The organism is Bacillus sp. FSL K6-2841, from assembly GCF_037976435.1.
Taxonomy (GTDB): Bacteria; Bacillota; Bacilli; order Bacillales; family Bacillaceae; genus Bacillus; species Bacillus pumilus.
Genome location: NZ_CP150266.1, coordinates 2007620 through 2034339 on the forward strand (window position 1 = coordinate 2007620; position 26720 = coordinate 2034339).

At 41.8% G+C, this 26720-nt stretch carries 32 protein-coding genes; 5 read left to right on the top strand and 27 right to left on the bottom strand.

What is annotated here, in order from left to right:
• Positions 1-37 precede the first annotated feature (37 nt).
• Complete coding sequence (locus MHH68_RS10005; protein WP_144462821.1) at positions 38-544, bottom strand: PTS glucose transporter subunit IIA; 507 nt, start codon at positions 542-544, stop codon at positions 38-40.
• A gap of 167 nt (positions 545-711) precedes the next feature.
• Between MHH68_RS10005 and MHH68_RS10010 the strand changes: the two genes are divergently transcribed.
• The gene (locus MHH68_RS10010) at positions 712-1131 is read left to right on the top strand and encodes an Hsp20/alpha crystallin family protein (protein WP_003215994.1); all 420 of its coding nucleotides are present in this window, start codon (positions 712-714) and stop codon (positions 1129-1131) included.
• Between the two features lie 20 nt (positions 1132-1151).
• Here the strand turns inward: MHH68_RS10010 and MHH68_RS10015 are convergent, their stop codons facing one another.
• The 3 genes from MHH68_RS10015 to MHH68_RS10025 all read right to left on the bottom strand — a co-directional run bounded on the left by MHH68_RS10015 (position 1152) and on the right by MHH68_RS10025 (position 2373).
• On the bottom strand, positions 1152-1604 hold the full coding sequence (locus tag MHH68_RS10015; RefSeq protein ID WP_058014840.1) for a YppG family protein: 453 nt from the start codon (positions 1602-1604) through the stop codon (positions 1152-1154).
• A 106-nt stretch (positions 1605-1710) separates the two neighbouring features.
• Entirely contained in the window at positions 1711-2082 is a 372-nt protein-coding gene (locus MHH68_RS10020; RefSeq protein ID WP_169057111.1) for a YppE family protein, read from the bottom strand.
• Positions 2083-2139: 57 nt separating this feature from the next.
• Positions 2140-2373, bottom strand: a complete 234-nt coding sequence (locus tag MHH68_RS10025; RefSeq protein ID WP_223251159.1) for a DUF5446 family protein — start codon at positions 2371-2373, stop codon at positions 2140-2142.
• A gap of 196 nt (positions 2374-2569) precedes the next feature.
• Between MHH68_RS10025 and sspM the strand changes: the two genes are divergently transcribed.
• Positions 2570-2674, top strand: a complete 105-nt coding sequence (sspM, locus tag MHH68_RS10030; RefSeq protein WP_012010346.1) for an acid-soluble spore protein SspM — start codon at positions 2570-2572, stop codon at positions 2672-2674.
• Between the two features lie 23 nt (positions 2675-2697).
• Here the strand turns inward: sspM and MHH68_RS10035 are convergent, their stop codons facing one another.
• On the bottom strand, positions 2698-3654 hold the full coding sequence (locus MHH68_RS10035; protein WP_339162888.1) for a DUF2515 domain-containing protein: 957 nt from the start codon (positions 3652-3654) through the stop codon (positions 2698-2700).
• Positions 3655-3700: 46 nt separating this feature from the next.
• On the opposite strand from MHH68_RS10035, the gene recU reads away from it, so the two are divergent.
• Positions 3701-4312, top strand: a complete 612-nt coding sequence (gene recU / locus MHH68_RS10040) for a Holliday junction resolvase RecU (protein WP_058014838.1) — start codon at positions 3701-3703, stop codon at positions 4310-4312.
• A 43-nt stretch (positions 4313-4355) separates the two neighbouring features.
• Complete coding sequence (locus MHH68_RS10045; protein WP_058014837.1) at positions 4356-7070, top strand: PBP1A family penicillin-binding protein; 2715 nt, start codon at positions 4356-4358, stop codon at positions 7068-7070.
• 34 nt (positions 7071-7104) lie between these two features.
• Here the strand turns inward: MHH68_RS10045 and MHH68_RS10050 are convergent, their stop codons facing one another.
• From MHH68_RS10050 to MHH68_RS10130, 17 genes are all read right to left on the bottom strand, one after another.
• Entirely contained in the window at positions 7105-7614 is a 510-nt protein-coding gene (locus tag MHH68_RS10050; RefSeq protein WP_339162890.1) for a YpoC family protein, read from the bottom strand.
• Positions 7611-8273, bottom strand: a complete 663-nt coding sequence (nth, locus tag MHH68_RS10055) for an endonuclease III (RefSeq protein WP_339162892.1) — start codon at positions 8271-8273, stop codon at positions 7611-7613. Before nth ends, MHH68_RS10050 begins: the two co-directional genes overlap by 4 nt.
• 17 nt (positions 8274-8290) lie before the next feature.
• The gene (locus tag MHH68_RS10060) at positions 8291-8995 is read right to left on the bottom strand and encodes a DnaD domain-containing protein (RefSeq protein ID WP_034661036.1); all 705 of its coding nucleotides are present in this window, start codon (positions 8993-8995) and stop codon (positions 8291-8293) included.
• Between the two features lie 98 nt (positions 8996-9093).
• Positions 9094-10386: an asparagine--tRNA ligase gene (gene asnS, locus MHH68_RS10065; protein WP_088001079.1), complete on the bottom strand. Its 1293-nt coding sequence runs from the start codon at positions 10384-10386 to the stop codon at positions 9094-9096.
• Positions 10387-10501: 115 nt separating this feature from the next.
• Complete coding sequence (gene tseB / locus MHH68_RS10070) at positions 10502-10987, bottom strand: cell wall elongation/penicillin-binding protein regulator TseB (protein WP_339162894.1); 486 nt, start codon at positions 10985-10987, stop codon at positions 10502-10504.
• A 12-nt stretch (positions 10988-10999) separates the two neighbouring features.
• Complete coding sequence (locus tag MHH68_RS10075; protein WP_003215469.1) at positions 11000-11170, bottom strand: YpmA family protein; 171 nt, start codon at positions 11168-11170, stop codon at positions 11000-11002.
• A gap of 132 nt (positions 11171-11302) precedes the next feature.
• Positions 11303-14095, bottom strand: a complete 2793-nt coding sequence (dinG, locus tag MHH68_RS10080) for an ATP-dependent DNA helicase DinG (RefSeq protein WP_339162896.1) — start codon at positions 14093-14095, stop codon at positions 11303-11305.
• 113 nt (positions 14096-14208) lie between these two features.
• A complete protein-coding gene (panD, locus tag MHH68_RS10085) occupies positions 14209-14592 on the bottom strand; it encodes an aspartate 1-decarboxylase (protein ID WP_034620444.1) in 384 nt (127 codons plus the stop codon).
• Positions 14585-15451 carry a pantoate--beta-alanine ligase gene (gene panC / locus MHH68_RS10090; RefSeq protein ID WP_339162897.1) on the bottom strand — a complete coding sequence of 289 codons (867 nt, stop codon included), beginning with the start codon at positions 15449-15451 and terminating at the stop codon, positions 14585-14587. Before panC ends, panD begins: the two co-directional genes overlap by 8 nt.
• Positions 15448-16287 (bottom strand): 3-methyl-2-oxobutanoate hydroxymethyltransferase, encoded by an 840-nt coding sequence (gene panB, locus MHH68_RS10095; protein ID WP_058014831.1) that lies wholly within the window; start codon positions 16285-16287, stop codon positions 15448-15450. The genes panC and panB overlap by 4 nt, the downstream gene beginning before the upstream one ends.
• A gap of 197 nt (positions 16288-16484) precedes the next feature.
• Positions 16485-17468, bottom strand: coding sequence for a biotin--[acetyl-CoA-carboxylase] ligase (locus MHH68_RS10100; protein ID WP_339162900.1), 984 nt, complete (start codon positions 17466-17468; stop codon positions 16485-16487).
• A complete protein-coding gene (locus MHH68_RS10105; RefSeq protein ID WP_268496950.1) occupies positions 17441-18643 on the bottom strand; it encodes a CCA tRNA nucleotidyltransferase in 1203 nt (400 codons plus the stop codon). The genes MHH68_RS10100 and MHH68_RS10105 overlap by 28 nt, the downstream gene beginning before the upstream one ends.
• Positions 18636-19781 (bottom strand): N-acetyl-alpha-D-glucosaminyl L-malate synthase BshA, encoded by a 1146-nt coding sequence (gene bshA, locus MHH68_RS10110; protein WP_061408343.1) that lies wholly within the window; start codon positions 19779-19781, stop codon positions 18636-18638. Before bshA ends, MHH68_RS10105 begins: the two co-directional genes overlap by 8 nt.
• A gap of 2 nt (positions 19782-19783) precedes the next feature.
• A complete protein-coding gene (bshB1, locus tag MHH68_RS10115) occupies positions 19784-20488 on the bottom strand; it encodes a bacillithiol biosynthesis deacetylase BshB1 (protein ID WP_058014827.1) in 705 nt (234 codons plus the stop codon).
• The gene (gene mgsA / locus MHH68_RS10120; protein ID WP_050943855.1) at positions 20475-20894 is read right to left on the bottom strand and encodes a methylglyoxal synthase; all 420 of its coding nucleotides are present in this window, start codon (positions 20892-20894) and stop codon (positions 20475-20477) included. Before mgsA ends, bshB1 begins: the two co-directional genes overlap by 14 nt.
• A 17-nt stretch (positions 20895-20911) precedes the next feature.
• On the bottom strand, positions 20912-21715 hold the full coding sequence (gene dapB, locus MHH68_RS10125; protein WP_058014826.1) for a 4-hydroxy-tetrahydrodipicolinate reductase: 804 nt from the start codon (positions 21713-21715) through the stop codon (positions 20912-20914).
• Between the two features lie 5 nt (positions 21716-21720).
• Positions 21721-22056 carry a nucleotide pyrophosphohydrolase gene (locus MHH68_RS10130; protein ID WP_003215805.1) on the bottom strand — a complete coding sequence of 112 codons (336 nt, stop codon included), beginning with the start codon at positions 22054-22056 and terminating at the stop codon, positions 21721-21723.
• 137 nt (positions 22057-22193) lie between these two features.
• On the opposite strand from MHH68_RS10130, the gene MHH68_RS10135 reads away from it, so the two are divergent.
• Positions 22194-23066, top strand: coding sequence for a YitT family protein (locus MHH68_RS10135; RefSeq protein WP_003215598.1), 873 nt, complete (start codon positions 22194-22196; stop codon positions 23064-23066).
• 30 nt (positions 23067-23096) lie between these two features.
• Here the strand turns inward: MHH68_RS10135 and ypjB are convergent, their stop codons facing one another.
• The 5 genes from ypjB to MHH68_RS10160 form a co-directional block, all read right to left on the bottom strand.
• Entirely contained in the window at positions 23097-23900 is an 804-nt protein-coding gene (gene ypjB, locus MHH68_RS10140) for a sporulation protein YpjB (protein ID WP_044141118.1), read from the bottom strand.
• A gap of 65 nt (positions 23901-23965) precedes the next feature.
• A complete protein-coding gene (locus tag MHH68_RS10145) occupies positions 23966-24559 on the bottom strand; it encodes a DUF1405 domain-containing protein (protein ID WP_061408349.1) in 594 nt (197 codons plus the stop codon).
• Between the two features lie 100 nt (positions 24560-24659).
• Positions 24660-25427 (bottom strand): menaquinol-cytochrome c reductase cytochrome b/c subunit, encoded by a 768-nt coding sequence (locus tag MHH68_RS10150; protein ID WP_003215888.1) that lies wholly within the window; start codon positions 25425-25427, stop codon positions 24660-24662.
• Positions 25428-25469: 42 nt separating this feature from the next.
• Entirely contained in the window at positions 25470-26144 is a 675-nt protein-coding gene (gene qcrB / locus MHH68_RS10155; RefSeq protein ID WP_003215804.1) for a menaquinol-cytochrome c reductase cytochrome b subunit, read from the bottom strand.
• 2 nt (positions 26145-26146) lie between these two features.
• The gene (locus MHH68_RS10160) at positions 26147-26653 is read right to left on the bottom strand and encodes a ubiquinol-cytochrome c reductase iron-sulfur subunit (protein ID WP_007500911.1); all 507 of its coding nucleotides are present in this window, start codon (positions 26651-26653) and stop codon (positions 26147-26149) included.
• Between the last annotated feature and the right edge of the window lie 67 nt (positions 26654-26720).

Here is a 26720-nt window from a genome sequence, read left to right on the forward strand (position 1 = left end):
ACTACCCTCATGCGATTGGGTAGTTTTTTTGTCCTGATTATTTTAATTTAACGGTAAAAAGCTTAGATGTTTGTTTTTCAACAGATCCCTTTGGCTCTTTTTCGAGATGCTCGATCAAGTCACCATTCATAATGACAATCGGTGTCACTGTGCTTGACGCTTTCTCTTCAATCAGTTCTAAATCACACGTAATGAGAGGGTCACCGATCTTCACTTTATCTCCCTCTTTGATGTGCGCTTCAAATCCTTCACCATTTAATCCCACTGTTTCAAGTCCGATATGAATCAGAAGCTCAAGCCCTGAGAGTGTTCGAATGCCAATTGCATGTTTTGTATGGAAGAGCTGGATGATTTCACCCTCTACTGGTGACACAATCGTACCACTTTTTGGTTTGACTGCTACGCCGTCTCCCATCATCTTTTGAGAAAAAACAGGGTCTGGTACATCCGTCATATCCATTAACTCTCCATCAGCTGGAGAATAAATGATTTCTTCCTTTACATCATCTTGGTTTTTCCCGAAACCGAATAATTTTTTCAGCAATGTCAATTGCTCCCTTCAAGCTTTGCTTCTAGATCTATTCCGTGTATGAAACGATACGCTCATACACCTTGCTTCATTCAACACTATTTAATCATAATTTTTTCCTCTCATCAATTGATAACCGCCTGACTCCTTTCTGCATAGGCTGTAGATGAGAGGTGATTCAAATGGAACATGAAGGCGAAAAGAAACATGAATTGCTGGCAAATGAAGATATTCTCTATGAAGCGATTGAACAATTTTTCGCATCCTCCCCGTTTCATGAGATATTAAATAGTGCGGAGGCGCTCATGACCACATCGCATTCACTTGCATCGATTACGACCGATGTGACAGAGGATGAGCAGTTTGTGTATATCGCAATCCAATTTCCCGACCATTTTGTTGAAGGCGATATCGCGCTAGAAGTAAAAGCCCAATATTTACACTTATCCGTGCAAGAAACAATCAAAACGGATACAACTTCCTCGTATTCGAGCTTTACAAAAACCATTTTAATGCCGGCAAAAATAGATGAAACGAACATGAAAAGCGTGTGGAAAGATCAAACACTTCGTGTAACGGCACCAAAGCAAAGAGCCCAATAGATCCTTCTATTGGGTTTTCACTATGCTTTAAAAATGCTCGTAAATCCTTTCGCTAATGAGCCTACTTGATTCATCGTACTCATCATTTGCCCAGCTGTATCAAACATTTTGTTAAAGTCGAATTGTCCATTCGTTTTTTTGAATTGCGATAGCACACTTTTAAATTGAGATGATTGCTGTTTTTGCGGTCTAGGCAAAGGATAAGGGTTCATAGGCTGCTGCATGGGCATCATGCCTGGTGGCTGCATCTGGGGTTGATTGATCGCTTCGGGCGGCTGATAAGGCGGTCCATTTTCTTGGTATCCATAAGGCGGCTGATAGACAGCAGGTGATGCCTGGCTCATGCCACCTTGATGTGGCGGCATGAAATATTCTGGAGGCTGCGGAGGCTGCTGCTGCATTTCTGGATACGGAAAAGGCCCTTGATTGAATGGATTGAATTCATACGGCTGCTGGTTTGAATAAGGGATCATATATCTCGCTCCTCTCGCTCTCAACACATAGTCTTGTCACTCATATATTATGATGAAAAACAGAAGATGTGCCTAAAGCAGCCATAAGAAAAACGCAGCGATATCTTCAGCTGCGCTTGTTAATTTCTTCTATTAAAAGGTTCAGTGTGTAAATCACTGACTCAACTAAATTTTTCACACGGGGTGCATGCTGTTTGCCAAAATAAGATTGCAGGACAACCTCTTTCCCATTTTCTTTGACGGCTTCAAGCTGTTCTTCGTGTAAATATCTAGGTTTCGCCAGATGAATAAACGAGATCGCAGCAGTGAGCCACTCTTCCATTTTCTGATCAAATGTCTCAACGGCTGGCTGAATTTCTGTGTGAAAATCATAAACCGGATATTCCTCTTCAGCCTTTCCCTTTTGGTACTGCTCATACGCCTCTTCGATCCATATTCTCAGCTCTTGTGTATGTTTAAGTAATGTTTGATTATCCAAAGTGTTCACCTCTATGAACCATCCTATCAAACGTTTACTTATTGCTCAAATAGAAAGCTACCCTGCGTGGTATGCCGGTCTTGCCGCCAGTTGATACTCAGCTGCGTGAATCTTCACTTCACAGTCCTTTACTTCCGATTCAAGCCGGTCTATCATTTGCTCTTGCTCTTCTATGGCTGCACGTGTTGTTTCGTTCACAGCAAGAGACAGCTCTTCTTCCACCGCATCAATTTTTCGCTCGATTTCCTCTAATAACTGCAAAATGGATTCTTTTGATACAAATTCGCTCATCATCAGATTCCTCCTTTATCGTCTCTCGTTACATTCTCTTTTCTTTCACACCCTCCTTCACACATGACAAAACTAGAAGCAAATCGCCAATCTAAGTGTAGATGAGCGCTATTTCTCCCTTTTCGACATATGCTTGTCCTTCTTTGTATGATTGCGTCCGATTGTGTAAATTCTAAGGACAAAGGAGGTAGATTTCATGAAAAAGCAGCCAGCACCAAAAGAGCAAAAACCAAAAGGGAAAGAAAACAGTACAGATCAGCTTGATAAAAAGCTCGGCGGTCCTAATCGACCATCCACGTAAAAAAAGCAGGTACCCCCTGCTTTTTATTTATGCAAAAAATAGTGCTCTAATGAGAAAAGAAAACGAAGCTGTCTTTTTTTATGAAAATACCAGTCGGTCAGCTCAATTTGTTTTGGCAGCGTCTCTGCATCAAACAAAGATGGGCTCAATTTCTTTTGAAACCAATCTTCTCTTTGATCGTCTAATGAATGTGTCATCACTGGATAAACAGTTCGAAGAAAAGGTGTTGACCTCCTAGCGATCCCTAAAAACGGCTCAAAATCAAACCGTGATCCGGTATGCGGAACAGTATGCAAAAAATGATAAAAATCCGAAAATAAATCGGCCCGAAATAATAGTTTCGCTAGTTTTTTCCCTAATGTAATACGCTCCTTTACGTGGGAAAACTTCCGTATGGTTAACCCGTACAAATGCCCGTCCACCGTTGGAAAAACAACGGTTTGAAAATGTCCCCACTCGCTGAACAGATATTGAATCGAGTGAAAAACATTCTTTTTCAGAAGAGGATTTTGTATAATAGGAGATTGTATAGTATATTGTTCATTTATGATGAGTGCATAAAGCAGGCGCTCTGTGTCACGCTTTAACCAAAATCGTTCCCACTCAGTGCTCATAAAACGAGATACAGAAAAATACGGAAGCAGATGAAACAAGGGTTTGCCGCACCGCTTAGACCATTCATACAAAAGAAGCTGAGGGTAAGCATCCGCAAAGATCAGCCAATTCGCTCTTTCATATGCTGTGAAAAAAAGGTGCCCCTCTTGATCTTTTAGACCTGGATGGAAGAGCTCGCCCTTTAGATCCGTCATAGACCATCCAGCATTTCTCGAGACAAAGGAAGCAAGCAGCGACCATTTCATCTCTGGATGACGGTCATAAAAGCGCTTGTAAGCATTTGTCCTCGTCAGGTTGTCTTTATTTTTCACTTTCGTTTCACGCAATATATGCTGAGTGATGATGTGCTCTTTTTGTGACAACATAGGTATCTCTCCAATACAAAATGCATTAAAAGGAGGCTGAAACTTGATGATTCGGTATCCAAACGGAAAATCGTATCAGCCCATTCAACCAATTGGGACAAAAAAAAGAATCAGCGGCGAATCCTCTTATAGTAACCGCGGGATGACGCTTGAGGCTGACTTAAATGAAACCAACCAGTACTATTTGGTCAACGGGATCGCAGTCATTCATAAAAAGCCTACCCCCGTTCAAATTGTGAATGTGGATTATCCAAAAAGAAGCGCTGCTGTGATCAAAGAAGCCTACTTTAAACAATCATCCACAACAGACTATAATGGAGTGTACAAAGGGCGCTATATCGATTTTGAAGCAAAGGAAACCAAAAGCACCACCTCGTTTCCGCTCAAAAATTTCCACGACCATCAAATTGAGCATATGAAACAGGTTGAAAAGCAAGGCGGTATTTGTTTCGTTATTATATCCGCATTTGGCTCCGTTTATTATTTGCCCGCTTCAGATCTCTTTTTCTTTTGGGAGCGGCAGAAGCTAAACGGCCGAAAATCCATTAGTAAAGACGAATTAGTGGAAGCAGGCCACTTAATGACACTTGGATATTCGCCAAGAATTGATTATATTAAAGTAGTGGAGACACTTCATTTTTCGGATGAAAGTGAGTAACAATGACGTTCGAAAAAGGTTTAACACGAAAGGTTGAGATGTGATGTCTGATCAATTTACAAGTCGTGAACAGCGACGTAAAGCAAGTCAAGAAAACAATAAGAAGCAAAAGAACAAAAAAGGCAAAAAGAAAGCAGGTCTATTTAAAAAAATATTTTTATCTTTACTTGTGATCGGTCTTCTATGTGTAGTGGCCGGAATCACAACTTTTGCCGTTTTTGCATCAAGCGCTCCTTCAATTGATGATAGTAAGCTCAAAACACCGTATTCTTCAAAGCTTTATGACATAGACAAGAAAGTGTTTGCAGAAGTCGGTGCGGAAAAAAGAACGTATGTCTCGATTAAAGATATACCTGATGTGGTAAAAGAAGCATTTATTGCAACGGAAGATGCACGTTTTTATAAACACCACGGGATTGACCCAATCCGTATTGGCGGTGCCCTTGTCGCAAACGTCGAGGACGGTTTTGGAGCTGAAGGTGGAAGTACAATTACACAGCAAGTTGTGAAAAACACTCTACTTAACAATCAAAAAACGTTAAAACGTAAAGTACAGGAAGTATGGCTCTCGATTCAGCTTGAGCAAAAGTACTCTAAAGATGAAATTTTAGAAATGTATTTAAACCGTATTTTCTTCTCGCCTTATGCCTATGGTGTTGGGAAAGCGGCTGAACAATTTTTCGGCGTGACAGATTTAAATAAACTAACTGTTGCACAGGCTGCCACACTTGCAGGTATGCCGCAGAGCCCTTCTGCTTATAACCCAGTGAAAAATCCTGAGGCAGCGGAAAAACGCCGTAATATCGTATTAGGCCTCATGAAAAAACAAGGCTATATTTCAGAGAAAGACTATGAAGTTGCAAAAGCAACCCCTGTCAAAAAGACCGTAGTCCCTGCTGATAAATATAAGAGCCAGAACTCAAGTAAGTATTCTGCTTACATTGAAGAAGTCATGGAAGAAGTACAGAAAAAAGCCAAAGTGGATGTATCAACAGATGGACTAAAAATCTATACATCACTTGATCGAAAAGCTCAGGATCACTTAGATGATATTATCAATGGGGATTCAGTTGGTTTTACAAAAGGTATGCAGGCGGGTGTCACCCTGCTTGATACGAAAAATGGTGAAATCCGAGCTATTGGCGGTGGACGTGATGTACCAGCTGGCGGCTTTAACTATGCGACAGATGCAAAACGTCAGCCAGGTTCAACGATCAAACCAATTTTAGATTACGGTCCTGTCATTGAAAACAAAAAATGGTCAACGTATCAGCAAATTGATGATGCGCCATATACGTACTCAAACGGTACACCGATTAATAACTTTGACAGAAGACATTTAGGGAAAATGTCGATGAGAAGTGCTTTGGCACAATCAAGAAACATCCCTGCCCTAAAGGCTTTCCAAGAAGCTGGCACAGACAATGCCGTTAAATTCGCTAATAACTTAGGTATGGACTTACCGTCTGACATTCCAGAGTCTTACTCAATCGGTGGATTTGACGATGGTGTCTCCTCCCTGAAGATGGCTGGAGCCTTTAGTGCATTCGGTAATAATGGATACTATAATGAACCGCATGCTGTCACATCTGTTGAATTTAATGACGGTACAAAGCTTGACCTTACGCCAGATTCCAAAGCGGCTATGAGTGATTACACAGCATTTATGGTCACAGATATGCTAAAAACTGCTGTCCAATCTGGAACTGGGACACTTGCACAAGTACCGAACGTTCAAGTAGCTGGTAAAACAGGTACAACGAACTTTACACAAGATGATATCAATAAATACAATATACCTTCTGGCGGTGCGAAAGATTCGTGGTTTGTTGGTTATACGCCGCAATATACAGCAGCCGTTTGGACTGGGATCGGTAACTCAAAAGATGCGGACGGCAAAATGTGGCTCACAGATTATGAGCAGCGTGTTGCCAAAATCGTCTTCCAGCGATTAATTTCTCAAATTGATGATGGAAGCGGCTCATTTGAAAAACCAGACAGTGTCGTTGAAGCTACGGTTGAAAAAGGATCGGATCCAGCGAAATTAGCCGGACCAAATACACCGAGCGATAAGAAGACAACAGAATACTTTGTAAAAGGAACGGTTCCGACAAAAGTGTCTGACACATATGAGAAAAAAGAAGCTGATAAGCCTTCTGACTTAAAAGCAGTGTATGATGAAGAGAAAAAATCCATCACACTGACTTGGGGCTATGATGACGACGCAGATGCTACATTTAATGTAAAACAAGCGGTTGATAACGGCGGCTATAAAGAGATTCAAAACAGTTCTGCTAAAGAAGCGGTCATCTCTGATGTGAAGCCTGGCTCTACTTATAAGTTCCAAGTGACAGCCACTGTTGAGGATGTTACAAGTAAAGCAGCTTCTACTTTCCTCACCATCAAGGATGATGAAGATGAGGAAGAAAAAGCAGATGATGAGAACAAAGAAGAAGAAGAACCTCAGCAGCCTGACGACGAGCAGACAGACCAGACTGACGATAACAAAAATCAACCCCCAGGCACTGATGAGCAAAAGCCAGATGATAAAAAAGATCAAGACAAAGATAAGGATCAGGATCAAGGCGGAAATACGGAAAACGGAAATAATGGTTCTTCCGATAATGGCTCAGACAGTACAAATGGGAACGGAAACTCACAAACTGACAATAAAGATAAAAAGAAAGATGATGCGAAAACCAACTCTCAAAGCTCAAATTCGCAATCAACTTCTCCTAATCGAAAAGAAAATGAATAATGAAAAGCACTTGCCTATATGGCAAGTGCTTTTTTTAACGGTTTTGTCTAATCTTTTTAAGTGCTTCATATTTTCCATACTGCTTTTTTAGTTCTGTGTATAGCTCGTCTAGTTGAATAAAGCAGTGATATTGAGTCGGTTTTAGCAAAATGAACTCTAAACGTTCTGTCCAATTAATAGGAGCAACAGGAAATGTCTCTTGCTTAATATGTTCCCAATCAAGCGTTTGAAGTCTCTCCCCTTTGATCCAGTAAAACACAGCAATCATACTGACAATCCCTTGCAGCATATCATCTTCTTCACACCGTGACTTTCTTGTTTGAAAACGAGGAAGCATTTTTTCTTTTAATTCATTCCACAGTTCGAACATCACAGGAACAAATTCTTCTGTGTTCTGCCATGGAAGTTCATCTGTTAAAAGTTCTGATGATAGATCATATGCGAGTGGATGCTCTCTAAGGATGTCTACTCGATCGCCTTTCATCTCTACCTTTTTCTCTTTTAATTTTTCGACATATGCGGAAAAAACAACTGCCCCGCTCATGCCAGCTTCACCAATCCTTTTTTCAGCCTTTTCTGCCCTTCTCTACACATATCAAGAAGCGGACAAGATTCGCACTGCGGACGCTGCGCCTTGCAGTGATATCTACCAAAAAAGATTAGGCGGTGATGCGTCACAGACCAATCTTCTTCTGGCACTTTTTTCATTAAAGTTTGTTCTACTTCGAGAACTGAATCCTTCCAGCGGCAGATTCCAAGTCGCTTGCTGACACGTTCCACATGTGTATCCACTGCAATTGCCGGCACCCCAAAAGCGACCGAAACGACGACATTTGCTGTTTTCCGGCCCACCCCAGGAAGCTTCACAATTTCGTCCCGATCTTTTGGCACCTCGCCGCCATATTCTTCAATCAGCATTTTGCTCAACTTTTGAATGTTTTTGGCTTTATTTCGATAAAGGCCAATCGAACGAATATCTTGCTGCAATTCTTCAAGCGGTACACTTAAATAATCTTCTGGTGTTTTATATTTTTGAAATAACGTTTTGGTCACTTTGTTGACAAGCACGTCTGTACACTGCGCAGAGAGTGCTACAGCGATCACAAGTTCAAATGGATTGGAATGAACAAGCTCACACTCAGCTTCTGGAAACATATCTCCTATAATATCTAAACATTCATTGATTTGTTTTTTTGATAACATGACTTCTCCTTTATTGGTTATTGTTCCAGCCAATTATAAAAAGGAACTTGTCGCTTATATGTTGACGTCTCTTCTTTTGAAGGTGGCGCTTTTTGCTGAGAACGGAAATGCTGGCTATGCTCTTTTGCTTCTTCCGCTGTTTTCAGCCCTTTCTTTTTCCACTCAAACAGAATTCGGTCGATATAACGGAAATTTAATTTTCCTGATAAAACCGCTTCTCTTAATGCTAGGCGGATCATTTCAGCATCATGATGGTCTTGGTCCATCCAAATCGAGAGTGTTTCTCCTTCAAGAGGAGACAGTGGTCTGCCAAATTCATCTTCAAATAAAGCATATAAAGACTTTTCAGCCTGTACATGAAGTTTTTGACCTTCCTTCGCTTGTTTTGCCTCTAGAAAGTCATACAGCACGCCCCATAAAGGCTCAACTGAGTAACGGTCATGCTGAATACCAGACCCGTCTTCAAACGGCTGAATCGAAATAAATCCTTTTTGAATTAAATGCTGAACCATATACGCACACTCTTCAGCTGAAATGGTCATGCCATGGGATAGCTCTTCAAACGTTTGAAAGAACACACCTTGTTCTTCATTCATTTTAATCTTAAGCATCACCATCATTTGTGATTCATTCAGTCCTAACTGCTCATAATGAGCAATCAGCAAATTAGGCAAACTAGTCGAGCCCATTTGCTGCATATTAATAAATTGCTGCCTATTCATCGGATACACCTCTTCACTTTAAGTATATCACGTTTTATTTCACGTGCCCCTTCAAAAAACGTTTGAAAAAGCCTCCATATGTTGGAGGCTTTCACGTCTTAAGGATATAAACGGTTTAATAATCTTGGGAAAGGAATGGTTTCACGCACATGCGGCGCTCCACTAATCCAAGCAACTGTACGTTCAAGTCCAAGACCAAAACCTGAATGCGGTACAGAACCATATTGTCTTAATTCTGTGTACCATTTATAAGTTTCTTGATCTAGTCCATGTTCTTTCAATCTTGCTTCAAGCAGCTCTAGATCATGGACACGCTCAGAACCGCCAATGATCTCTCCGTAGCCTTCTGGTGCAATCAAGTCTGCACAAAGAACGACATCATCACGATCTGGTGCAGGCTGCATGTAAAATGGTTTTAATGATGTTGGATAATGAGTGATAAACACCGGTTTATCGTAGCTTTCAGCGATCGCTGTTTCGTGAGGCGCGCCGAAGTCATCTCCCCATTCAATATCGTCAAATCCTTTTTCTTGCAAGAATTTAATTGCTTCATCGTAAGTGATACGCGGGAATGGTGCTTTGATATTTTCTAATTTTGCTGTATCACGGCCAAGTGTATGCAGTTCCACTTTACAGTTTTCAAGTACACTTTGAACCACATGAGTCACATAATTTTCTTGATACTCAAGGTTTTCATTGAATTCGACAAAAGCCATCTCAGGCTCGATCATCCAAAACTCAATTAAATGACGTTTTGTTTTAGATTTTTCAGCTCTAAATGTTGGGCCGAATGAGAATACTTTTCCGAGTGCCATTGCCGCAGCTTCCATGTAAAGCTGTCCACTTTGAGAAAGGTACGCATCTTCATCAAAATATTTCGTTGCAAACAGCTCCGTTGTACCCTCAGGTGCACTTCCAGTTAAAATTGGCGGGTCTACTTTCACGAAGCCTTCTTGATGGAAGAATTCATATGTAGCACGAATGATTTCATTACGAATTTTCATAATAGCATGCTGCTTTTTAGAACGAAGCCATAAATGACGGTGATCCATTAAGAATTCTGTTCCATGCTCTTTTGGTGTAATCGGGTAGTCAGTTGCTTCGTGAATCACTTCAATGGATTTCACTTGCAATTCAAAACCAAGAGGTGAACGCTCGTCTTTTGTTACTTGTCCTGTCACATAGACAGATGTTTCTTGAGTAACTGATTTCGCAAGCTTAAAGACTTCCTCTTCCACTTCTGCTTTTACTACAACTCCTTGAATAAAGCCTGTCCCGTCACGCAGCTGCAAGAATGCAATTTTACCGCTTGAACGTTTATTGGCAATCCATGCGCCGATGGTTACATCTTCATCGACATGTTTGAACACTTGATTAATCGTTGTTTTCAACATAATTCCCTCCAAAGCCAGAAAGAAGCTCACCTTTTCGATAGGTGTGATTCTTTTTTCATACATTTTATTATAACCGTTCTAAATCAGCATGGTCAACGCAAGACAGGAGAAACTACGGCGTTACATTTTTTTCCACGTTCCCTGTCAAGAAATCGACATAGCTAAAGCTGTATTGATTGTTTTCATTTAAGTACGTCACTTCCCAAAGGAGTACGTCACCTTCTCTTGCTAATTGAACGTCCTTTAGCTTAGAGACCGTGTTCTCCTTTTGAACGGCTTGTACTGCTTGATTTGAGGTAATGCCTTCTTTTTCTTTTTTTGCGATCACTTTTTCTTTTTTGCTGGCAGGTACCCAAACATAGGTTGTTTCGTTTTGTTTGTTTTTCCCTTCAACAATAAATTGTTTTTCTTTTCCAACAAAAGTTTCTACTTGCTCCACTTGTACGATGTTTGCTTGTTTTTTTGCTCGTTCAATCGCCGCCTCATGACCTTGTTCTTTTTGTCCCATGGTAATCTGATAAATCCACGTAAAGCTGATGATACCAATGAGCAAAACGAGAGCCACAATGGATGAGATGATCCAGACTATTTTTTTCATGTCAAGCTTCCCCTATGTGCGATATATTGTAAATATCGCTTGATTTTGATCTTCTTGATCTAATGCCAATCCAAACATGAGATCTTCTCTTTTAAGCGTTCTGTTCAATAAGTCAACAATTTTATACAGGTCTTCTGAATGCTTAATGTGAACAGTTGAAAGTACCTCTATTTTACTTTCCACTTCTAATTCCTCCTCGGTACGTAAATATTGTTAGTCATACTTTTCGGCACGGGAACCGATACTATTTTTACAACGGAACACAAAAAGCCGTTACGATAAATTAACTCCAAACCCACACCAGCTAAAGGCCGCTTATGACAGCGGCTTTTCGTTTTTGAGTTTCTCTATATACGCCTCAAGTGATTCTTTTGACATCTCGTGGACTGGCGCATGAGGGAGTGATTCTAAAAATAGCTTTCCATATGACGCGGTTTTCACTCGGCGGTCTAAAATGAGCAATGTCCCTATGTCTTTTTCAGAGCGCAGCAAGCGTCCTGCACCTTGTTTAAAGGTTAACACAGCTTCTGGGAGAGCAACGGCTTTAAACGGGTTCTTCCCCTGTTTTTTAGCGGCATCACATTTTGCTTCAATGAGCGGTGAATCAGGCGGCCGAAACGGAAGACGTGCCATAATAACTGTTGTCAGCTCTGATCCAGGAAAATCGACACCTTCCCAAAAACTACCCGTACCAAGTAAAATTGCATGTTTTGCTAATTTGAACATCTTCGTTAATTTAACAGGACTACCGCCCGTCAGACCTTGGGCAAAAAGGGCGGCTTGCATCCCTTCTGTTTTCAGTTCATCATACACTGCTTTTAACATCTCATGTGAATTAAACAACACCAATATTTTCGCTTGTTGCTGCTTTTCCATTATCTTAATGTACCGTACTGCTTGCTTTACATAGTCACGCTCATCACGGTTCGTAATCGGCGGCATATCAGCTGGTACAATCACCTTGAGCTGTTTCTCAAGTTCAAACGGTGACTCAATCTGTACAAGATGCGGATAAAAATCTTGCAGACCAAATCGTTCTAAGCAATAATCAAAACGACCATTAATTGTGAGTGTCCCTGATGTGAGGACAACACTTTTTTTGTTCATAAAAAATCGATCCGCTAAAAGCTCGCCGGTATCTAGCGGCTGTGCATGCATAAAGACAGCATTTTTGGCACCCTTTGCATCGATCTCAATCCAAACCGTTTCATCGTTTTTCGGTTCAAAAATGAACCGGTACAGCGTACTGCAAAATGTATGCATAAACGACATCACTTGATCGTATTCCTCTGCTTCAAACGCAAAGTGTTCTGTCAGCTGATCACTTTTTTGAAGAAGCTCGCTTTTTTGCTGTTCATACAGCTTTTCACAAGCAATTAACAAGGAACAAAGCTTACTTGCCGTCTCTTTAATCCGTTTCCACTGCGCATGCTTCGACTGATGACGTACTCTATGAATGAGACGATTGATGTCTGCTTTTGGTTTTGTCCTTTTCACAAAAGAATGAACGGTACTAAAGAAGGCGTCACTTTCCATTTGAAGCTGCTGAAGATACTCATCCATTTCGATAAAGGTGTCCGTCTGTAAGCCGGCACCGTGAAATCTCTTTTTCAGCTTCTTTAACAGACCGCCCTGTAATGAGCCAAGCTGTGTTAATTTCGCATGAAGCTGGATATACGACGCACTATCCCCTAGCGTTTCATTGGCTGTTTTCTCAAATTGGTGAGCCTCGTCAATCACATATACGTCTGCATGCTGAAAGATAGATGATGCTTCCGTTTGTGATAAGAGCAGGCGATGATTCGTTAAAATTAAATCAGCTGTTTTCGCCCTTCTTTTTGCACGCTCATAAAAGCAGTATTCCTTAAAGCGGCGCTTTTTCGATGTAAACGGCATGTGCACACACGAAATCCGGTCTTTTATATTGGCAGCTCCTGAAGGTAAATTTAGTTCAGATAAATCACCCGTTTCTGTCACAAGGAGCCACATTAATATTTGCGCCTTCGTTAAGACCACATCATAGTTATCATCTTCCTCATGCAGCACATGCTCAAACTTATCTAAGCAAATATAATGCGCTCGGCCTTTGAATACACTGGCTGTTGGCTCAAATGGAAGCAATTGATTTAAAATCGGCACATCACGCTGAAGCATTTGCTGCTGCAAAAGAATGGAATATGTACTAATAATGACAGGTTTTCCTGATTTTTTTGCTTCTAATGCGGCTGGTATGAGGTATGCCAGCGTTTTCCCAATACCTGGTGCCGCTTCAATTAAAGCATAAGCTCTTTCATGAAACACATCTCTTACTTTATTCATCATCTTGAGCTGGCCTTCTCTTACTTCATAGCCTTCCACTGTTTGGGGAAGCTTCTTTTTGATCTCCTCAAACAGCTGTTCATCGTCTTCCCCTACTGAATCTGTCGTATCCTTTTCAGAATTGGTGACATCTTTAACAGCAAAAGAGCCTACTTCTACCAAAGAATCTTCACGGCTGGCATCACTCATTTCAAGCTGCTGGATTAAAAATCCAATATCACTTAAGAGATAAGAGGATAATCTGCGCAGCTGCTTAAGCACATTTGGCGGTGTATGTGTTAATTGATGGAGTAAGGTTAAAAATAACATGGCAGTAACTTCCGCATCACTATCCGCCCTGTGCGGGTGGTCATGTGGAAGCATGAGCTCTTCACTTAATTCAGTGAGCTTATAGCCTTCAAGCTCTGGATAAAGAATTCTAGAAATTTCAACTGTATCAATCGCTAGCACATCCAGCTCATTTTTCCCGCATGCTTTTAGTTCATCATTTAAAAAGTTCAAGTCAAAATGAACATTGTGCGCAACAAAATAAGCGCCTTGAATGAGATCATACACCTCTTGGGCAATGTCCTCAAAAAACACTGCATCGTCTACCATATGCTGCTGAATGCCTGTCAGCTGTTCAATAAATCCAGGGATCGTTTTTCCCGGGTTCACATATTTTGAATACCGTTCGACAATTTGTCCATTTTCAATGACCACCGCAGCAATTTGAATGATTTTATCACCCTTCTTAGGTGAATTTCCGGTGGTTTCAATATCAACGACAACAAACCTTTGATCGGCCATAAAATGGACACCTCAATTCCTCGTTCCACTCAAAGTGAAACACGCTCTGGGCAAAAATAGCTGAAACAGAACAGCTTCTTTGCTTAAACTGTTCTGTTTCATTGGAGCATACGTTATAAAATCGTTCTCGCAGGCTCTTGCCCAATCATTTGTTCAATTTGATTTTCTTTATTTAACACGACCACTTTTGGTGTATGTGTCTTTGCTTCTTCTTCTGAAAGCATCCCATAAGCAATAATAATCACTTCATCCCCCGGCTGAACCAATCTTGCTGCTGCGCCATTTAGACAAATGACACCGCTCTTTCTTTCACCGGGAATAATATATGTTTCAAGTCTCGCGCCATTATGATTATTGACAATCTGTACTTTCTCATTTGCCATCATACCTGCCGCATCAAGTAAATCTTCGTCAATGGTGATGCTTCCTACATAATGTAAGTTTGCTTCTGTTACTGTCGCTTTATGAAGTTTAGAAGTCATAAAGGTTCTATACATGCTTTTCACCGCTTTCAGGAACATGGAATATCACATTATCAATCAGTCTTGCCCGTGAGAATTTCACCGCAATCGCAATGATGACCTGACCTGCTAACTGCTGAAGCGGCTCAAGCTCTGGATAAGAGTAAATCTCGATATAATCAATTTCCCCGCTAGTTTGAAGAATTTCCTCTTCTACCAACTGATAAATGCGACTGACGTCACGTTCACCTTTTTCAACCGCTGACTGTCCTTTTTTCAATGCGCGGTACAAAGCAGGAGCTTCTTGTCTTTCTTTATCAGACAAGTACACATTTCTTGAACTTTTCGCTAAACCGTCTTCTTCCCTAACTGTCGGCACTGAGACGAGGTGAAGATCAAAGAAGAAATCCTTGATCATCGCATCGATCACAGCGACTTGCTGTGCATCCTTTAGACCAAAGTATACATTTGTTGGTGCTACAAGATGAAATAGTTTTGTAAGCACAGTAACAACACCGTTGAAATGTCCTGGACGTTTTTTCCCGCATAAGACATCAGTTCGCTTTTGAACCGTCATTGTGATCGATGGTTCATTTGGATACATTTCTTTCACATCAGGCGTAAATAAAATATCTACCCCTGCTTCTTCTGCAAGGCGCTGATCTCTTTCCATATCCCTTGGATAGGATTCAAAGTCTTCGTTCGGTCCAAATTGCAAAGGATTGACAAAAATACTCATTACCACAATGTCATTTTGATCCCTTGCTTCTTTCGCAAGCGTCAGATGTCCTTCATGAAGAAAGCCCATCGTTGGGACAAAGCCGATGGAATGCAGTTTTTCTTGATGCAGCTTGATCAATTCCTTCAACTCGTGAATATGGGTGACAACGTTCATTTTTTGATACCCCCATATAAACCATCAAGGACTTCTTCTTTGATATGAAATGTATGCTTGTCTTCTGGAAATGTGTGTGCTTTTACTTCTTTTGTATATTGAATAAGCGCTTCTTCTAATACAGTATCAATTTGCGCGTATTGTTTCACAAACTTAGGTGTTCTAGACACGCCGTATCCTACCACATCATGGTAAACGAGAACTTGTCCGTCTGCCTCAGCCCCTGCACCAATCCCGATCACAGGAATCTTCAGCATGTCGGTAATTCGTTTTGTCAGTTCACCAGGTACGCATTCAAGCACAAGTGCAATCGCACCCGCTTCCTCACATTTTAAGCTGTCTTCTATCAATTTCTGCGCACTTTCGTGGTCTTTTCCTTGCACTTTATACCCGCCAAGTACTCCAACTGACTGAGGTGTGAGGCCTAAATGACTGACGACAGGAATTCCGCCTCTTGTAAGGGCTTGAATGGATTCAAATACTCCATCTCCACCTTCTAGCTTTAAGGCATCCGCACCGCTTTCTTGCATGATGCGTGCTGCGTTTTTCAATGTTTCTGCTAATGAATAATGGTAAGACATAAATGGCATATCCGTCACAATAAATGTGTCTTTTGCGCCTCTTTTCACTGCTTTTGTGTGATGAATCATGTCATCGATCGTGACTTGTACTGTCGAATCTAATCCAAGTACAACCATCCCAAGTGAATCACCGACTAAGATCATGTCGACTTCCGCTTTTTCTGCTTGCTTTGCAGATGGATAGTCGTATGCTGTCAGCATTACAATCGGTTCATTTTGTTCTTTCATTTTGAAAAAATCTAGCTTTGTCTTCATTTGTTCCTCCTCATTCTGGAGAGGAGATGGCTTGCCTCACATCACATGTTTTGATCTCTCATGCGCGGCGAATCATCCCTCTGTCCAAGTCCCTTAGGATCAAGGCAGAAATTCATCAAATTTTTGTTTCTAACAGGTACAGCTCTTTTCAGATACTGCCCACACGAAGTATATCAAAAATGTGCCGGGTGTTCCACTTAAGTTGACTTGATCTCGATGTCTGCGGAGTAGATTTTTTGGATCCCTTCCTCCGTTTCAAGCAATAAAACACCTTCTTCATTGATTCCGAGCGCTTTTCCAGTGTATTGCCCATTGACGGTACGGGCCACAATATGCTGACCGATCGTCATCGCAAACGATTCCCATAATTGTTTAATGGGCGCAAATCCATGCTTCATATAATCAGCATACCTTTTTTCAAATGTTAACATGATCTGTTGGATGAGCGCAGCACGGTCCACTTTTTCATTCAGTTCCATTCGCATGCTCGTAGCGACATCCTTTAGTTCATCCGGAAAGTCATCTGCCGTTTGGTTCACATTAATGCCCGGTCCAATAATCACTGCATGAACCTGATCCGCCTCTGCTTTTAATTCAGTCAAAATACCAACGACTTTTTTTCCGTTTAGCAAAATATCATTTGGCCATTTAATAGAGGGGCTGAGTCCTGTTTGCTCTGCAATAGCTTCTGCGATGGCTACAGATGCCAAAAGCGTCATCTGCGGCGCTTTGTGCAGCGGAATTTCAGGGCGTAGAATGAGACTCATCCAAATGCCTGTCCCATTTGGTGAATGCCACGTTCTTTGAAGGCGGCCTTTCCCGTTTGTCTGATGATCACTGACAACGAGCGTACCGTGGGGCGCACCTTCATTTACAAGATCATGGGCAATCAGCTGTGTGGAGGCGACTTCTTTCTGAAAATAAATGTGTCTGCCAAAGCTCTCTGTGTGGAGACCAAACAGAATTTCGTCTTCACTAATTTTGTCCGGTTTACGAAGCAGGCGATATCCTTTTCTTCTGACGGCTTCTACCTCATAGCCCTCTTTTCTAAGATCCTCTATATGCTTCCAGACAGCCGTTCGAGAACAGCCAAGCTCATCACATATTTGCTGACTTGAAACAAAGTCCTGACTAGATGCTGTAAATAGTTCGATTAATCGTTTTCTAATTGCTGATCGCATGCTGTAAGCCACTCCTCTATGGCTTCTTTTCGGTTTTCCAAATGATTGTGCAGAACGGCATTTTTCACCAAATTAAGCTCTTCTGCGATCCATTTTCCTGATGTCTTTTGCCGAAAGGCCATTAAATCTTTACCTGAAACAGCGAGGTCTTGAAGCGTTTTAATCGGCAGTGCATCATAAGAACGCTTCGCAGCCTCCAGCTCGTCAAAGAAAATGCGGCGCTCGTGTTTTAGCTGTGTGATCTTCAAGCTAGATAAGAGCACGTGTTCACCAGCCTCGAACATCTTCTCCGCATCCCAGTCACAATCGACGTATCGGCTAATGGCCACCGCGTCTTTTAATAGCTTTGTTGACAGCTTCCATTCTTTTAAAAAGAGCACAGCCTCCTCTTCATCTAAGCCAAACAAATGGATAACAGCTCCCCATACTTCTTCCAGTCCATCCAGTAAATAATACGGAAATGACTGAAAAGATTCTTGTAGACGATCCTTTTTGAGACCCGGCAATTCTTCATACAATTTGGTAGAAATGAGCACTTTGATCGCCCGCTCACAATAACGTCCTTTTAAAAGCTTTTCCATTTCAATCTTTTTGCGTTCAACGGATATGTTGGCAAGGAGATGCTTATCTTTTTCCATTGCCTCAGCCGTTTCTGCAGCGAGCTCAAAACCAAGCTGGCTTAAAAAACGGACCGCTCTCATCATCCGAAGCGCATCTTCTTGAAAGCGGCACGCAGGATCTCCTACGGTTTGAATTCGTTTCCGCTCAATATCCTGTTTGCCCCCTACATGGTCAATGATCTCCCCATTTATATCCATGGCCATCGCATTGATCGTTAAATCTCTTCTTAAAAGATCTTCCTTCAAGGATGTGATAAACGCCACTTCTTTCGGTCTGCGAAAATCTTCATATTCTGATTCAGTTCGAAACGTTGTCACCTCATAGCTAATCCCATCATGTAACACAATGACAGTGCCATGCTCTTTGCCAACATCAACTGTTTTTTCAAATAAAGACTCGACCGTATCAGGCGTTGCATCCGTTGCTATATCGATATCGCCGATTTCCCTGCCTAAAAGGACATCTCTCACTGCTCCGCCGACAAAGTAAGCCTGATGCCCATGTTCGTGCAGTGTATGTAAAATAGGGATCGCATGTGTGAATGGTTCATTCATGTTCATCATCACCTTCGATCAATTCTAGGTAAAGCTCTTCATATTCACTCACAATTTTTTCAGAAGAGAAATGGGTTTGAACGCTAGACTGGGCTGCCGCCGACACTTGCTCATGAAGCGCTTTGTCTTTCAGTATAGAGACTGCGTGTTTAGCTGCCGCTTCTATATCGCCGAGCGGGACAAGGAAACCTGTTTCCCCATGTGTAATGACTTCTGGAATCCCGCCAACATCAGTCCCAATACACGGGACACCGCATGCCATTGCCTCAAGAAGCACAAGTCCGAAGCTCTCTTTCTCAGATAAAAGCAGCTTCAAATCACTGATGGAATACAGCTCTTCTACTTTCTCTTGCTTCCCTAAAAATAACACGCGGTCTGTCAGCCCTAGCTTTTTCACGAGTTCGCAAACAACCGATTTTTCTGGACCGTCCCCAATGAGCAGCAGTTTTGCATTCACCTGTTCAGAGATTTTTTTAAACACATGAATGACATCATGCACTCGCTTCACCTTGCGGAAATTCGATACATGGATGACGACCTTTTCATCATGTAAAAGACCATAGTGTCTCTTCAGCACATCGTGATCTTCACGCAAGTATACACGCTCATCGACGAAATTATGGATTGTTTCGATCTTTTTATTTGGTTTGATGAGGTCGTACGTCTGCGCAGCTAATGAATGCGACACCGCCGTTACCCGGTCTGATGATTCGATCGCAAAGCGAATGACTTCCTTTAGTGATGGATCATAGCCTAATACCGTAATATCCGTCCCATGAAGCGTCGTGACGACTTTTACAGAGTGTCCTATCATTTGCTTCGCTAAGTACGCACAGACGGCGTGAGGCACCGCATAGTGCGCGTGAATAATATCAAGCTTCTCTCGTCTTGCGACTTCTGCCAATTTACTTGCTAATGCAAGGTCATAAGGCGGATATTGGAAAACAGCGTATTGATTGACATCCACCTCATGAAAATAAATATTCGGATACACTTTATTGAGCCTAAACGGAATACTTGAGGTAATGAAATGAACATCGTGCCCTTTTTCAGCTAAACGTTTTCCAAGTTCCGTCGCAATAATGCCAGAGCCACCGACACTTGGATAACAAGTGATTCCGACCTTCAGTTTTTTCATAATTACCCCCCAAGTAAGTCGTCATCGATCAAAAGTGGTTTCTTTGTGATAAACCCTTCTGCATAAGCTTTATTGACTTCTCTTCCATACATAGACTCTCTCATTTTGACAAAATCAATATACCCGTTCACAAGAGGTGTCTCAACTGAATTCGCCGATTTCACAAATTGGCTTTGATACGCATGCAGGCTATCAATCTTTTGGTGCATTTCCTCAGAAATATCAATCACAAAATCTGGACGATGATGGCCGTTAATCATGTAATAATACATTTGACTTATTTTATGCGCTGGCTGCTTGTATGAATCTTCAAATTTATGTATCCCTGCCGAAAAAGCAGCCTCTTCTACAAGTGAACCCGCATGACCATGATCTGGATGCCGATCTTGGTGATGCGGAGCAAAAATTAGTTTCGGTTTGTATGTACGAATCACGCCTGCAATGTCCTTCATTGCTTCGTCATTTAAATAAAGCCCTCTGTCTGGCAGTGTAAGCTGGATTCGCGTTGACACGCCTAAAATGGCGGCAGCCGCTTTCGCTTCCTCTTTACGACTCTCTACTGTTCCATTCGAGGATAATTCAGCCTGGGTCAAGTCGCAAATCCCGACACGTGCCCCTTTTTTTACGTATTTTGCAATCGTTCCGCCCATACCGATCTCTACATCATCGCTATGGGCTCCGAATGCAAGGATATCAAGTCGTTTCATTTGTTCCTCCGTTTTTTGCTACATCTCGAAAATCAAACGTACCTTTATTTAAATTCCTGACTAAAATTTCAGCCGTCCCCATATTGGTGGCAAGTGGAATGGTATACACATCGCAAAGCCGAATGAGTGCAGATACATCTGGTTCATGCGGCTGCGCGGTAAGCGGGTCTCTAAAAAAGAGCACAAGGTCCATTGCATTATCAGCAATTAAAGCACCAATCTGCTGATCTCCCCCAAGTGGTCCTGACTGAAAACGATGAATGGGAAGCCCCGTCGCTTCTTTCACTCTCAAACCTGTTGTCCCTGTTGCGTAAAGTGTATGATTTGCCAATATATCACGGTACGCAATAGCAAATTGGATCATGTCACTTTTTTTCTTATCGTGAGCGATTAAAGCAATGTTCATCAGGAATCCACTCCTTATTAGTCGATGATATTTTCTAAACCATAGACGAGCTGATCAATGTGCATGACTTGTTCAACTGAAAGCTTTACACCTGACATAAACGAGGCACGGTTATAAGAATCATGACGAATGGTAAGCGTCTGTCCGTCCATTCCAAACAGTACTTCTTGATGTGCGATCATACCCGGAAGTCTTACGCTGTGCAGACGGATACCGTCATAATCTGCGCCTCGTGCACCTTCGATTAATTCTTTCTCTTCTGGATGTCCTTGCTTTTTGCTTTCTCTGACTTCTGCAATCATTTCAGCTGTTTTAAGCCCTGTACCGCTCGGAGCATCTAGTTTTTTATCATGGTGAAGCTCAATGATTTCAACGTCAGGAAAGTAATTCGCTGCCATTTTGGCAAACTTCATCATTAAGACCGCACCGACAGCAAAGTTTGGCGCAATAATGCAGCCTATGCCCTTTTCTTCTGTTAATTGCTGGAGCTCTTTCAGGTCAGCTTCAGAAAATCCAGTGGTCCCGACGACTGGACGCACGCCATGTTCAAGTGCCTTTTTAGTATGTACTTTCCCAATTTCTGGTGTCGTCAAATCAATTAATACATCAGGTGCTGTCTCTGAAAGACACACATCAATATCTGTATAAATTGGCGCCTCAGATGTCGTATGAATCACATCAGATAATTTTTTTCCTTCGTGCGCGTGATCAAGGGCTGCCACAAGCTCAAAATGGCTCGTTTCTTCTGCCAGCTTCACAGCTTCTATCCCCATTCTTCCTCTTGCTCCAGCGATTACTACTTTGATGGTTTGATTCGTCATCGTCTCTACTTCCCTTCTTTTTTCGTCCAGCGGTCTTTGTCTCTTGTATTGAATTTATGCATCACACGATCATGTGCTTCCTCTAGTGATATATCTAGTGAATTAGCGAGACATGTTAATACAAACAAAACATCGCCAATTTCTTCTTCCATGCTTTTTTCTGTTTCCGTTGTTTTTTTCGGCTTTTCTCCATAGTAATGGTTAACCTCTCTTGCTAGCTCACCTAATTCTTCTGTCAGACGGGCCATCATAGCAAGCGGGCTGAAATAACCTTCTTTAAATTGTCCTATGTAATCATCTACTTCTTGCTGCACGTGACGCAGCGTTTTTTCATTCGTCATGAAGCTCATCCTCCTATCCATCTATTACATGTTAGCGAAATCATAAATATTTGACAAATGTTTAAAACTCAGTTTGCTTGTTTCTCTCCCATACCATATAATATTATCGCTGTCTAAGCAAAAAAAGGAGTGGTCTCTTGCTAAAAGAAATTCGTCTTAAAAATATCGTATTTATTTTAATAGGATCTGCGATTTTTTCTTTCGGTCTTGTTCATTTTAATATGCAGAACAATTTGGCGGAAGGCGGATTTACAGGTATTACACTGCTTTTATATTTTCTATTCCACATTGACCCATCCATTTCAAACCTTGTCTTAAACATTCCGATCTTTTTTATCGGCTGGAAAATGCTCGGCAGAACCATGTTTACTTATACAATTGTAGGAACCGTCAGTCTTTCTGTCTTTCTTGCCATTTTCCAGCGCTTTCAAATACATATGCCTCTCCAGCACGATTTGGCCCTAGCCGCGCTCTTTGCTGGCGTGTTTATCGGAACAGGCCTCGGGATCATCTTTAAGTTCGGCGGTACTACCGGCGGTGTTGACATCATCGCAAGACTCATCAACAAGCATTATCAGGTGGCTATGGGACGAACAATGTTCATCTTCGACGCTTGCGTCATTACGATTTCTCTTACTTATTTAAATTACAAAGAAGCCATGTATACACTCGTCGCAGTATTTGTTGCTGCGAAGGTCATTGACTTCATGCAAGAAGGCGCTTACGCAGCCAAAGGCGCTATGATCATATCTGAAAAAGATGACATCATTCAAAAGAAAATCACAGAGGAAATGGAGCGGGGTGTCACCATTTTAAAAGGGGTCGGTTCCTATACAAAACAGGAGCGCAACGTTCTTTATTGCGTCGTCCCGAAAAACGAGCTTGTCCATCTTAAAAGCGTCGTGACCTCAGTCGATCCTCATGCGTTTGTATCCGTCAGTGACGTGCATGATGTGCTTGGTGAAGGCTTCACATTAGATGAACACAAAAAGCCGCTCAATCCGCATTAAAAAAAGAAGCCCAAAAATGGTGCTTCTTTTTTATGATTTCGGATAATCAGCTTGTCGCTTTTGCTTCTTCTCTTTTTCAGCACGGTATTTCCTAAATCCAACATACGTTAATGTTAATAAAATGATACTTCCCGTTGTTAAAATGACCCATAAAAGCGATGGGTCAGCCTCATCTTGATCAACGTGGGCAAATACACTCGATAAATCCTCTTCAAGCTTCGTAAGGCGCTCAAGCTTTGTCCCACTTGATGCTTTTAAAAATTCACCTTGCTCAATCACTTCCATATGCTGCTTAATCGTTTGCAGCTTTTCAGGCGAAACATCAATGGTTAAACTCGGATAGATCATATCGTATAAAGAAACCAGCTCATTCCAAGTTTCATAAAACGTCGTCGACTCCGGATCCTTCACTTCTTTTTTCAACGTAGGAAAAGACCCCATAATGGGCTTCTCCAGCGAACCCCAAAGCGGCTCAGAATCTGACTGGATCGCATCGAGCAGCATTCTAAACTGAGAGGCATAACGAAGCTTTTCGCGCTCATTCAATTCTTCCTGCGGCAGCCCTTTTATGATATCTTGATAGCCAACTGTAATTTGCCGAATCTGAGTATTTGTCAGTGTTCCGCGCCAATTCTCAGCTTTAAATGTCTTTTCAACATACAATGCGACCTGTAACGCCTCATCATATTTAGCTTGTCTCGTTAGTTGAAAGATTGAATCTGATAGTTCCGTTAATTCTTGCAGCACACTAGCGGCTGTTTCCTCGCCTTTGGCAACAGATGGCTGTAATACGAGAAAAAATAATAGAATCATCGCGATTGGCTTTCGTTTCATGCAAGTCCCTCCTAGCCCTTCTCCATACAGCGTATGAAGAAAAGGACAAGGTTAGACCAATATTGTTAAGGGAGTTCAAGCTTGATCGATTTTTTCGATAGGACGAGATAATATGAAACAAGAAGAACGGCAATGCTCAACCAAAACGTGACGTAGCCGATCTCGTTTGTATAGGCAGACAGCATAGAATAACGCGGCATCATACCAAATACATAATCAATCACATCATTATGTAAAATCCATATGCCAGCTACCACCAAATGACGCATTTTAAAACGATAGTACGGTGCAAACAATACGGCTTGAACCGCCATCGCAAAGTGGGACCCAATCAGCATGTACCCTTCCCACGGAAAGTCATCCACAGATAAAAGGACAAAGATATTCATTCCTACAGCCCATAACCCGTACTTAATTAAGGTCACGAGGGCAAGTGCTTCAAAATAAGGAGCGTTTCGTTTCATCAAAAACGCAAATAGAACAAATAAAAAGAAAAAGCTTGCCGTTGGACTGTCTGGAACAAAAGCTAAAAAGATAGCCGGCGTTTCTACAAGCTGTGGAATATACCAATAGTAGCCGTACACAGTGCCAAGGAAATTGATCATCAAGACTAACACAAGCATGTAGCGCGTGGCTAGCAGATATTGAATCCATCTCATATGTCTCTTCACTCACGATCTATTAAAATCAGAAAAAAGCTGACAGCGCCAGCTTTTTCTCTTTTGAGTATATCCTTGTACTTGCATTTAAACAACTGAATTATTTAGATTTGACCTCAGATAAATATTTAGACAGCTTTTCAAGTTCTTCATCGCTGCCTTTAAAGATACCCTTAGGCATGTTACCTTTTCCTTCAACAGCAATCTTAGCGATCTCCTCAGGTGCAAGACCGTTGTCAACAAGTGACGGTCCGGCTGCTCCGCCCTGCATGTTATCCCCATGACAGGAGATACATGTCTGCTCCTGATAAATTTTATACTCTTCCGCTGAGGTATCAATTTCTGCTTCTTTCTTAATTTCACCTTGCTTTGCCGCTGCTTCCCAATCATGAGTAGCAACAGACTCCCACGTTAAATATGTTGCTGCGCCGACTGCAAGGATCATCATCCCCACTGCAACCGGTCTTCTATACGGTCTGCGTTCAGGACCAGAATCAAGAAATGGTGCGAGCAACAGTGCACCAAACGCAATCCCAGGCATAATCATCGCACCAACTACCGTATAGCCGCCTGCAGCAAATTCATATTTTAATAACTGGTACAAGAATAAGAAATACCAGTCTGGCAGCGGAATATAGCCGGTATCTGTTGGATCAGCCATCCGCTCAAGCGGAGGTGCATGAACCACAGTTAGGACAAGAAATCCAATTAAAAAAACGGCACCTACAAGCCATTCCTTTAAAAGAAAGTTCGGCCAAAAGGCTTCTGTTTTTCCCGGATATTCGGAATAGTCTTTAGGTATGTTAGGTTTTCTTTCTGCCGGAATTCTAGAGTCTCCGACAAACTTCATCCCTTTTCCCCTATGCAAAGTCATCCCCTCCTCATTGAACATTCATCAAACGCAACTTTTTTATAGCGGTCCAGAAATTCCTTGCTTACGAATCATAATAAAGTGGGCAGCCATCAGCCCAAATAATGCCGCTGGCAAGAAAAAGACATGGATAGCGAAAAATCTCGTCAGCGTTTGTGCCCCTACAATGTCAGGATGACCTGCAAGCAGCGTTTTGATCTCTTTACCAATGAAAGGTGTCGCTTCTGCAATTTGAAGACCAACCTTCGTCGCAAATAGCGCCTTCATATCCCATGGCAAGAGATAACCTGTAAAACCAAGTCCAAGCATCACAAAGAAAATGAGCACACCAACAATCCAGTTGAGTTCTCTAGGCTTTTTATACGCCCCTTGGAAAAAGACCCTTAGCGTATGTAAAAACATCATGACAATAACTAAACTCGCACCCCAGTGGTGCATCCCTCTGACAATCTGACCAAATGCCACTTCATTTTGTAAATAATAGACAGATTCCCAGGCGTTTTTAATATCTGGCACGTAATACATCGTTAAAAACATGCCCGAAAGGACTTGAATGACTGTCACAAAAAACGTTAAACCGCCAAAACAGTACACAAAAGCGGAGAAATGATGTGCTGGATTGACATGCTCTGGCACCTCATGATCCGCAATATCTCTCCATATTGGTGTAATGTCTAGCCGCTCATCTACCCAATCATAAATCTTGTTAAGCATCGTTACCCTTCCCCTTTCGGCACAGCTTTTCCAAGATAGAGGTATCCGTCCTTCACTTGCTGCTTATAATGGTCAAGCGGTGCAAGTGGCGGAGTTCCGGGTACGTTTGTACCATCCTTGTCGTACAGCCCATAGTGGCATGGGCAGAAAAATTTGTTTGGATTTTTCGGATCACTGTTCCAGTTCACTGTACATCCTAAATGTTTACAGATTGGCGATAAAGCGACAATTTCATCCCCTTCTTTGTACACCCATGCTGACCTAGATTCCTTTGACTCATACCATGCATCTACTTGATCAATTTTAAAGTCAAAGCGCTTCGGTTCCTTCGTCAGTTCATCTACACTGACAACTTGAACCATATCCTGATCCTCTGTTCCTTTTAGCACAGGGTCAAGCGCAAAGCGAACCATAGGCATGAGCATTCCAGCGGCCATAAATCCCCCCACGCCGGTCAACGTGTAATTCAAAAATTGACGCCTGGACACTCCATGTCTCTTCTCGCTCATTTTTTTCTCCCCCCCTCAGGTCGTCAGCTACTTTATAACTGAATTAGAAAAAATTTCATAAAACTAG

Excerpts from the sequence above, each read along its gene's own strand:
- MHH68_RS10010 (WP_003215994.1), top strand. The coding sequence starts at position 712 with ATGGAACATGAAGGCGAAAAGAAACATGAATTGCTGGCAAATGAAGAT.
- MHH68_RS10015 (WP_058014840.1), bottom strand. The coding sequence starts at position 1,604 with ATGATCCCTTATTCAAACCAGCAGCCGTATGAATTCAATCCATTCAAT.
- MHH68_RS10025 (WP_223251159.1), bottom strand. The coding sequence starts at position 2,373 with ATGAGCGAATTTGTATCAAAAGAATCCATTTTGCAGTTATTAGAGGAA.
- sspM (WP_012010346.1), top strand. The coding sequence starts at position 2,570 with ATGAAAAAGCAGCCAGCACCAAAAGAGCAAAAACCAAAAGGGAAAGAA.
- MHH68_RS10035 (WP_339162888.1), bottom strand. The coding sequence starts at position 3,654 with ATGTTGTCACAAAAAGAGCACATCATCACTCAGCATATATTGCGTGAA.
- recU (WP_058014838.1), top strand. The coding sequence starts at position 3,701 with ATGATTCGGTATCCAAACGGAAAATCGTATCAGCCCATTCAACCAATT.
- MHH68_RS10045 (WP_058014837.1), top strand. The coding sequence starts at position 4,356 with ATGTCTGATCAATTTACAAGTCGTGAACAGCGACGTAAAGCAAGTCAA.
- MHH68_RS10050 (WP_339162890.1), bottom strand. The coding sequence starts at position 7,614 with ATGAGCGGGGCAGTTGTTTTTTCCGCATATGTCGAAAAATTAAAAGAG.
- nth (WP_339162892.1), bottom strand. The coding sequence starts at position 8,273 with ATGTTATCAAAAAAACAAATCAATGAATGTTTAGATATTATAGGAGAT.
- MHH68_RS10060 (WP_034661036.1), bottom strand. The coding sequence starts at position 8,995 with ATGAATAGGCAGCAATTTATTAATATGCAGCAAATGGGCTCGACTAGT.
- tseB (WP_339162894.1), bottom strand. The coding sequence starts at position 10,987 with ATGAAAAAAATAGTCTGGATCATCTCATCCATTGTGGCTCTCGTTTTG.
- dinG (WP_339162896.1), bottom strand. The coding sequence starts at position 14,095 with ATGGCCGATCAAAGGTTTGTTGTCGTTGATATTGAAACCACCGGAAAT.
- panD (WP_034620444.1), bottom strand. The coding sequence starts at position 14,592 with ATGTATAGAACCTTTATGACTTCTAAACTTCATAAAGCGACAGTAACA.
- panC (WP_339162897.1), bottom strand. The coding sequence starts at position 15,451 with ATGAACGTTGTCACCCATATTCACGAGTTGAAGGAATTGATCAAGCTG.
- panB (WP_058014831.1), bottom strand. The coding sequence starts at position 16,287 with ATGAAGACAAAGCTAGATTTTTTCAAAATGAAAGAACAAAATGAACCG.
- MHH68_RS10100 (WP_339162900.1), bottom strand. The coding sequence starts at position 17,468 with ATGCGATCAGCAATTAGAAAACGATTAATCGAACTATTTACAGCATCT.
- MHH68_RS10105 (WP_268496950.1), bottom strand. The coding sequence starts at position 18,643 with ATGAATGAACCATTCACACATGCGATCCCTATTTTACATACACTGCAC.
- bshA (WP_061408343.1), bottom strand. The coding sequence starts at position 19,781 with ATGAAAAAACTGAAGGTCGGAATCACTTGTTATCCAAGTGTCGGTGGC.
- bshB1 (WP_058014827.1), bottom strand. The coding sequence starts at position 20,488 with ATGAAACGACTTGATATCCTTGCATTCGGAGCCCATAGCGATGATGTA.
- mgsA (WP_050943855.1), bottom strand. The coding sequence starts at position 20,894 with ATGAACATTGCTTTAATCGCTCACGATAAGAAAAAAAGTGACATGATC.
- dapB (WP_058014826.1), bottom strand. The coding sequence starts at position 21,715 with ATGACGAATCAAACCATCAAAGTAGTAATCGCTGGAGCAAGAGGAAGA.
- MHH68_RS10130 (WP_003215805.1), bottom strand. The coding sequence starts at position 22,056 with ATGACGAATGAAAAAACGCTGCGTCACGTGCAGCAAGAAGTAGATGAT.
- ypjB (WP_044141118.1), bottom strand. The coding sequence starts at position 23,900 with ATGAAACGAAAGCCAATCGCGATGATTCTATTATTTTTTCTCGTATTA.
- MHH68_RS10145 (WP_061408349.1), bottom strand. The coding sequence starts at position 24,559 with ATGAGATGGATTCAATATCTGCTAGCCACGCGCTACATGCTTGTGTTA.
- qcrB (WP_003215804.1), bottom strand. The coding sequence starts at position 26,144 with ATGCTTAACAAGATTTATGATTGGGTAGATGAGCGGCTAGACATTACA.
- MHH68_RS10160 (WP_007500911.1), bottom strand. The coding sequence starts at position 26,653 with ATGAGCGAGAAGAGACATGGAGTGTCCAGGCGTCAATTTTTGAATTAC.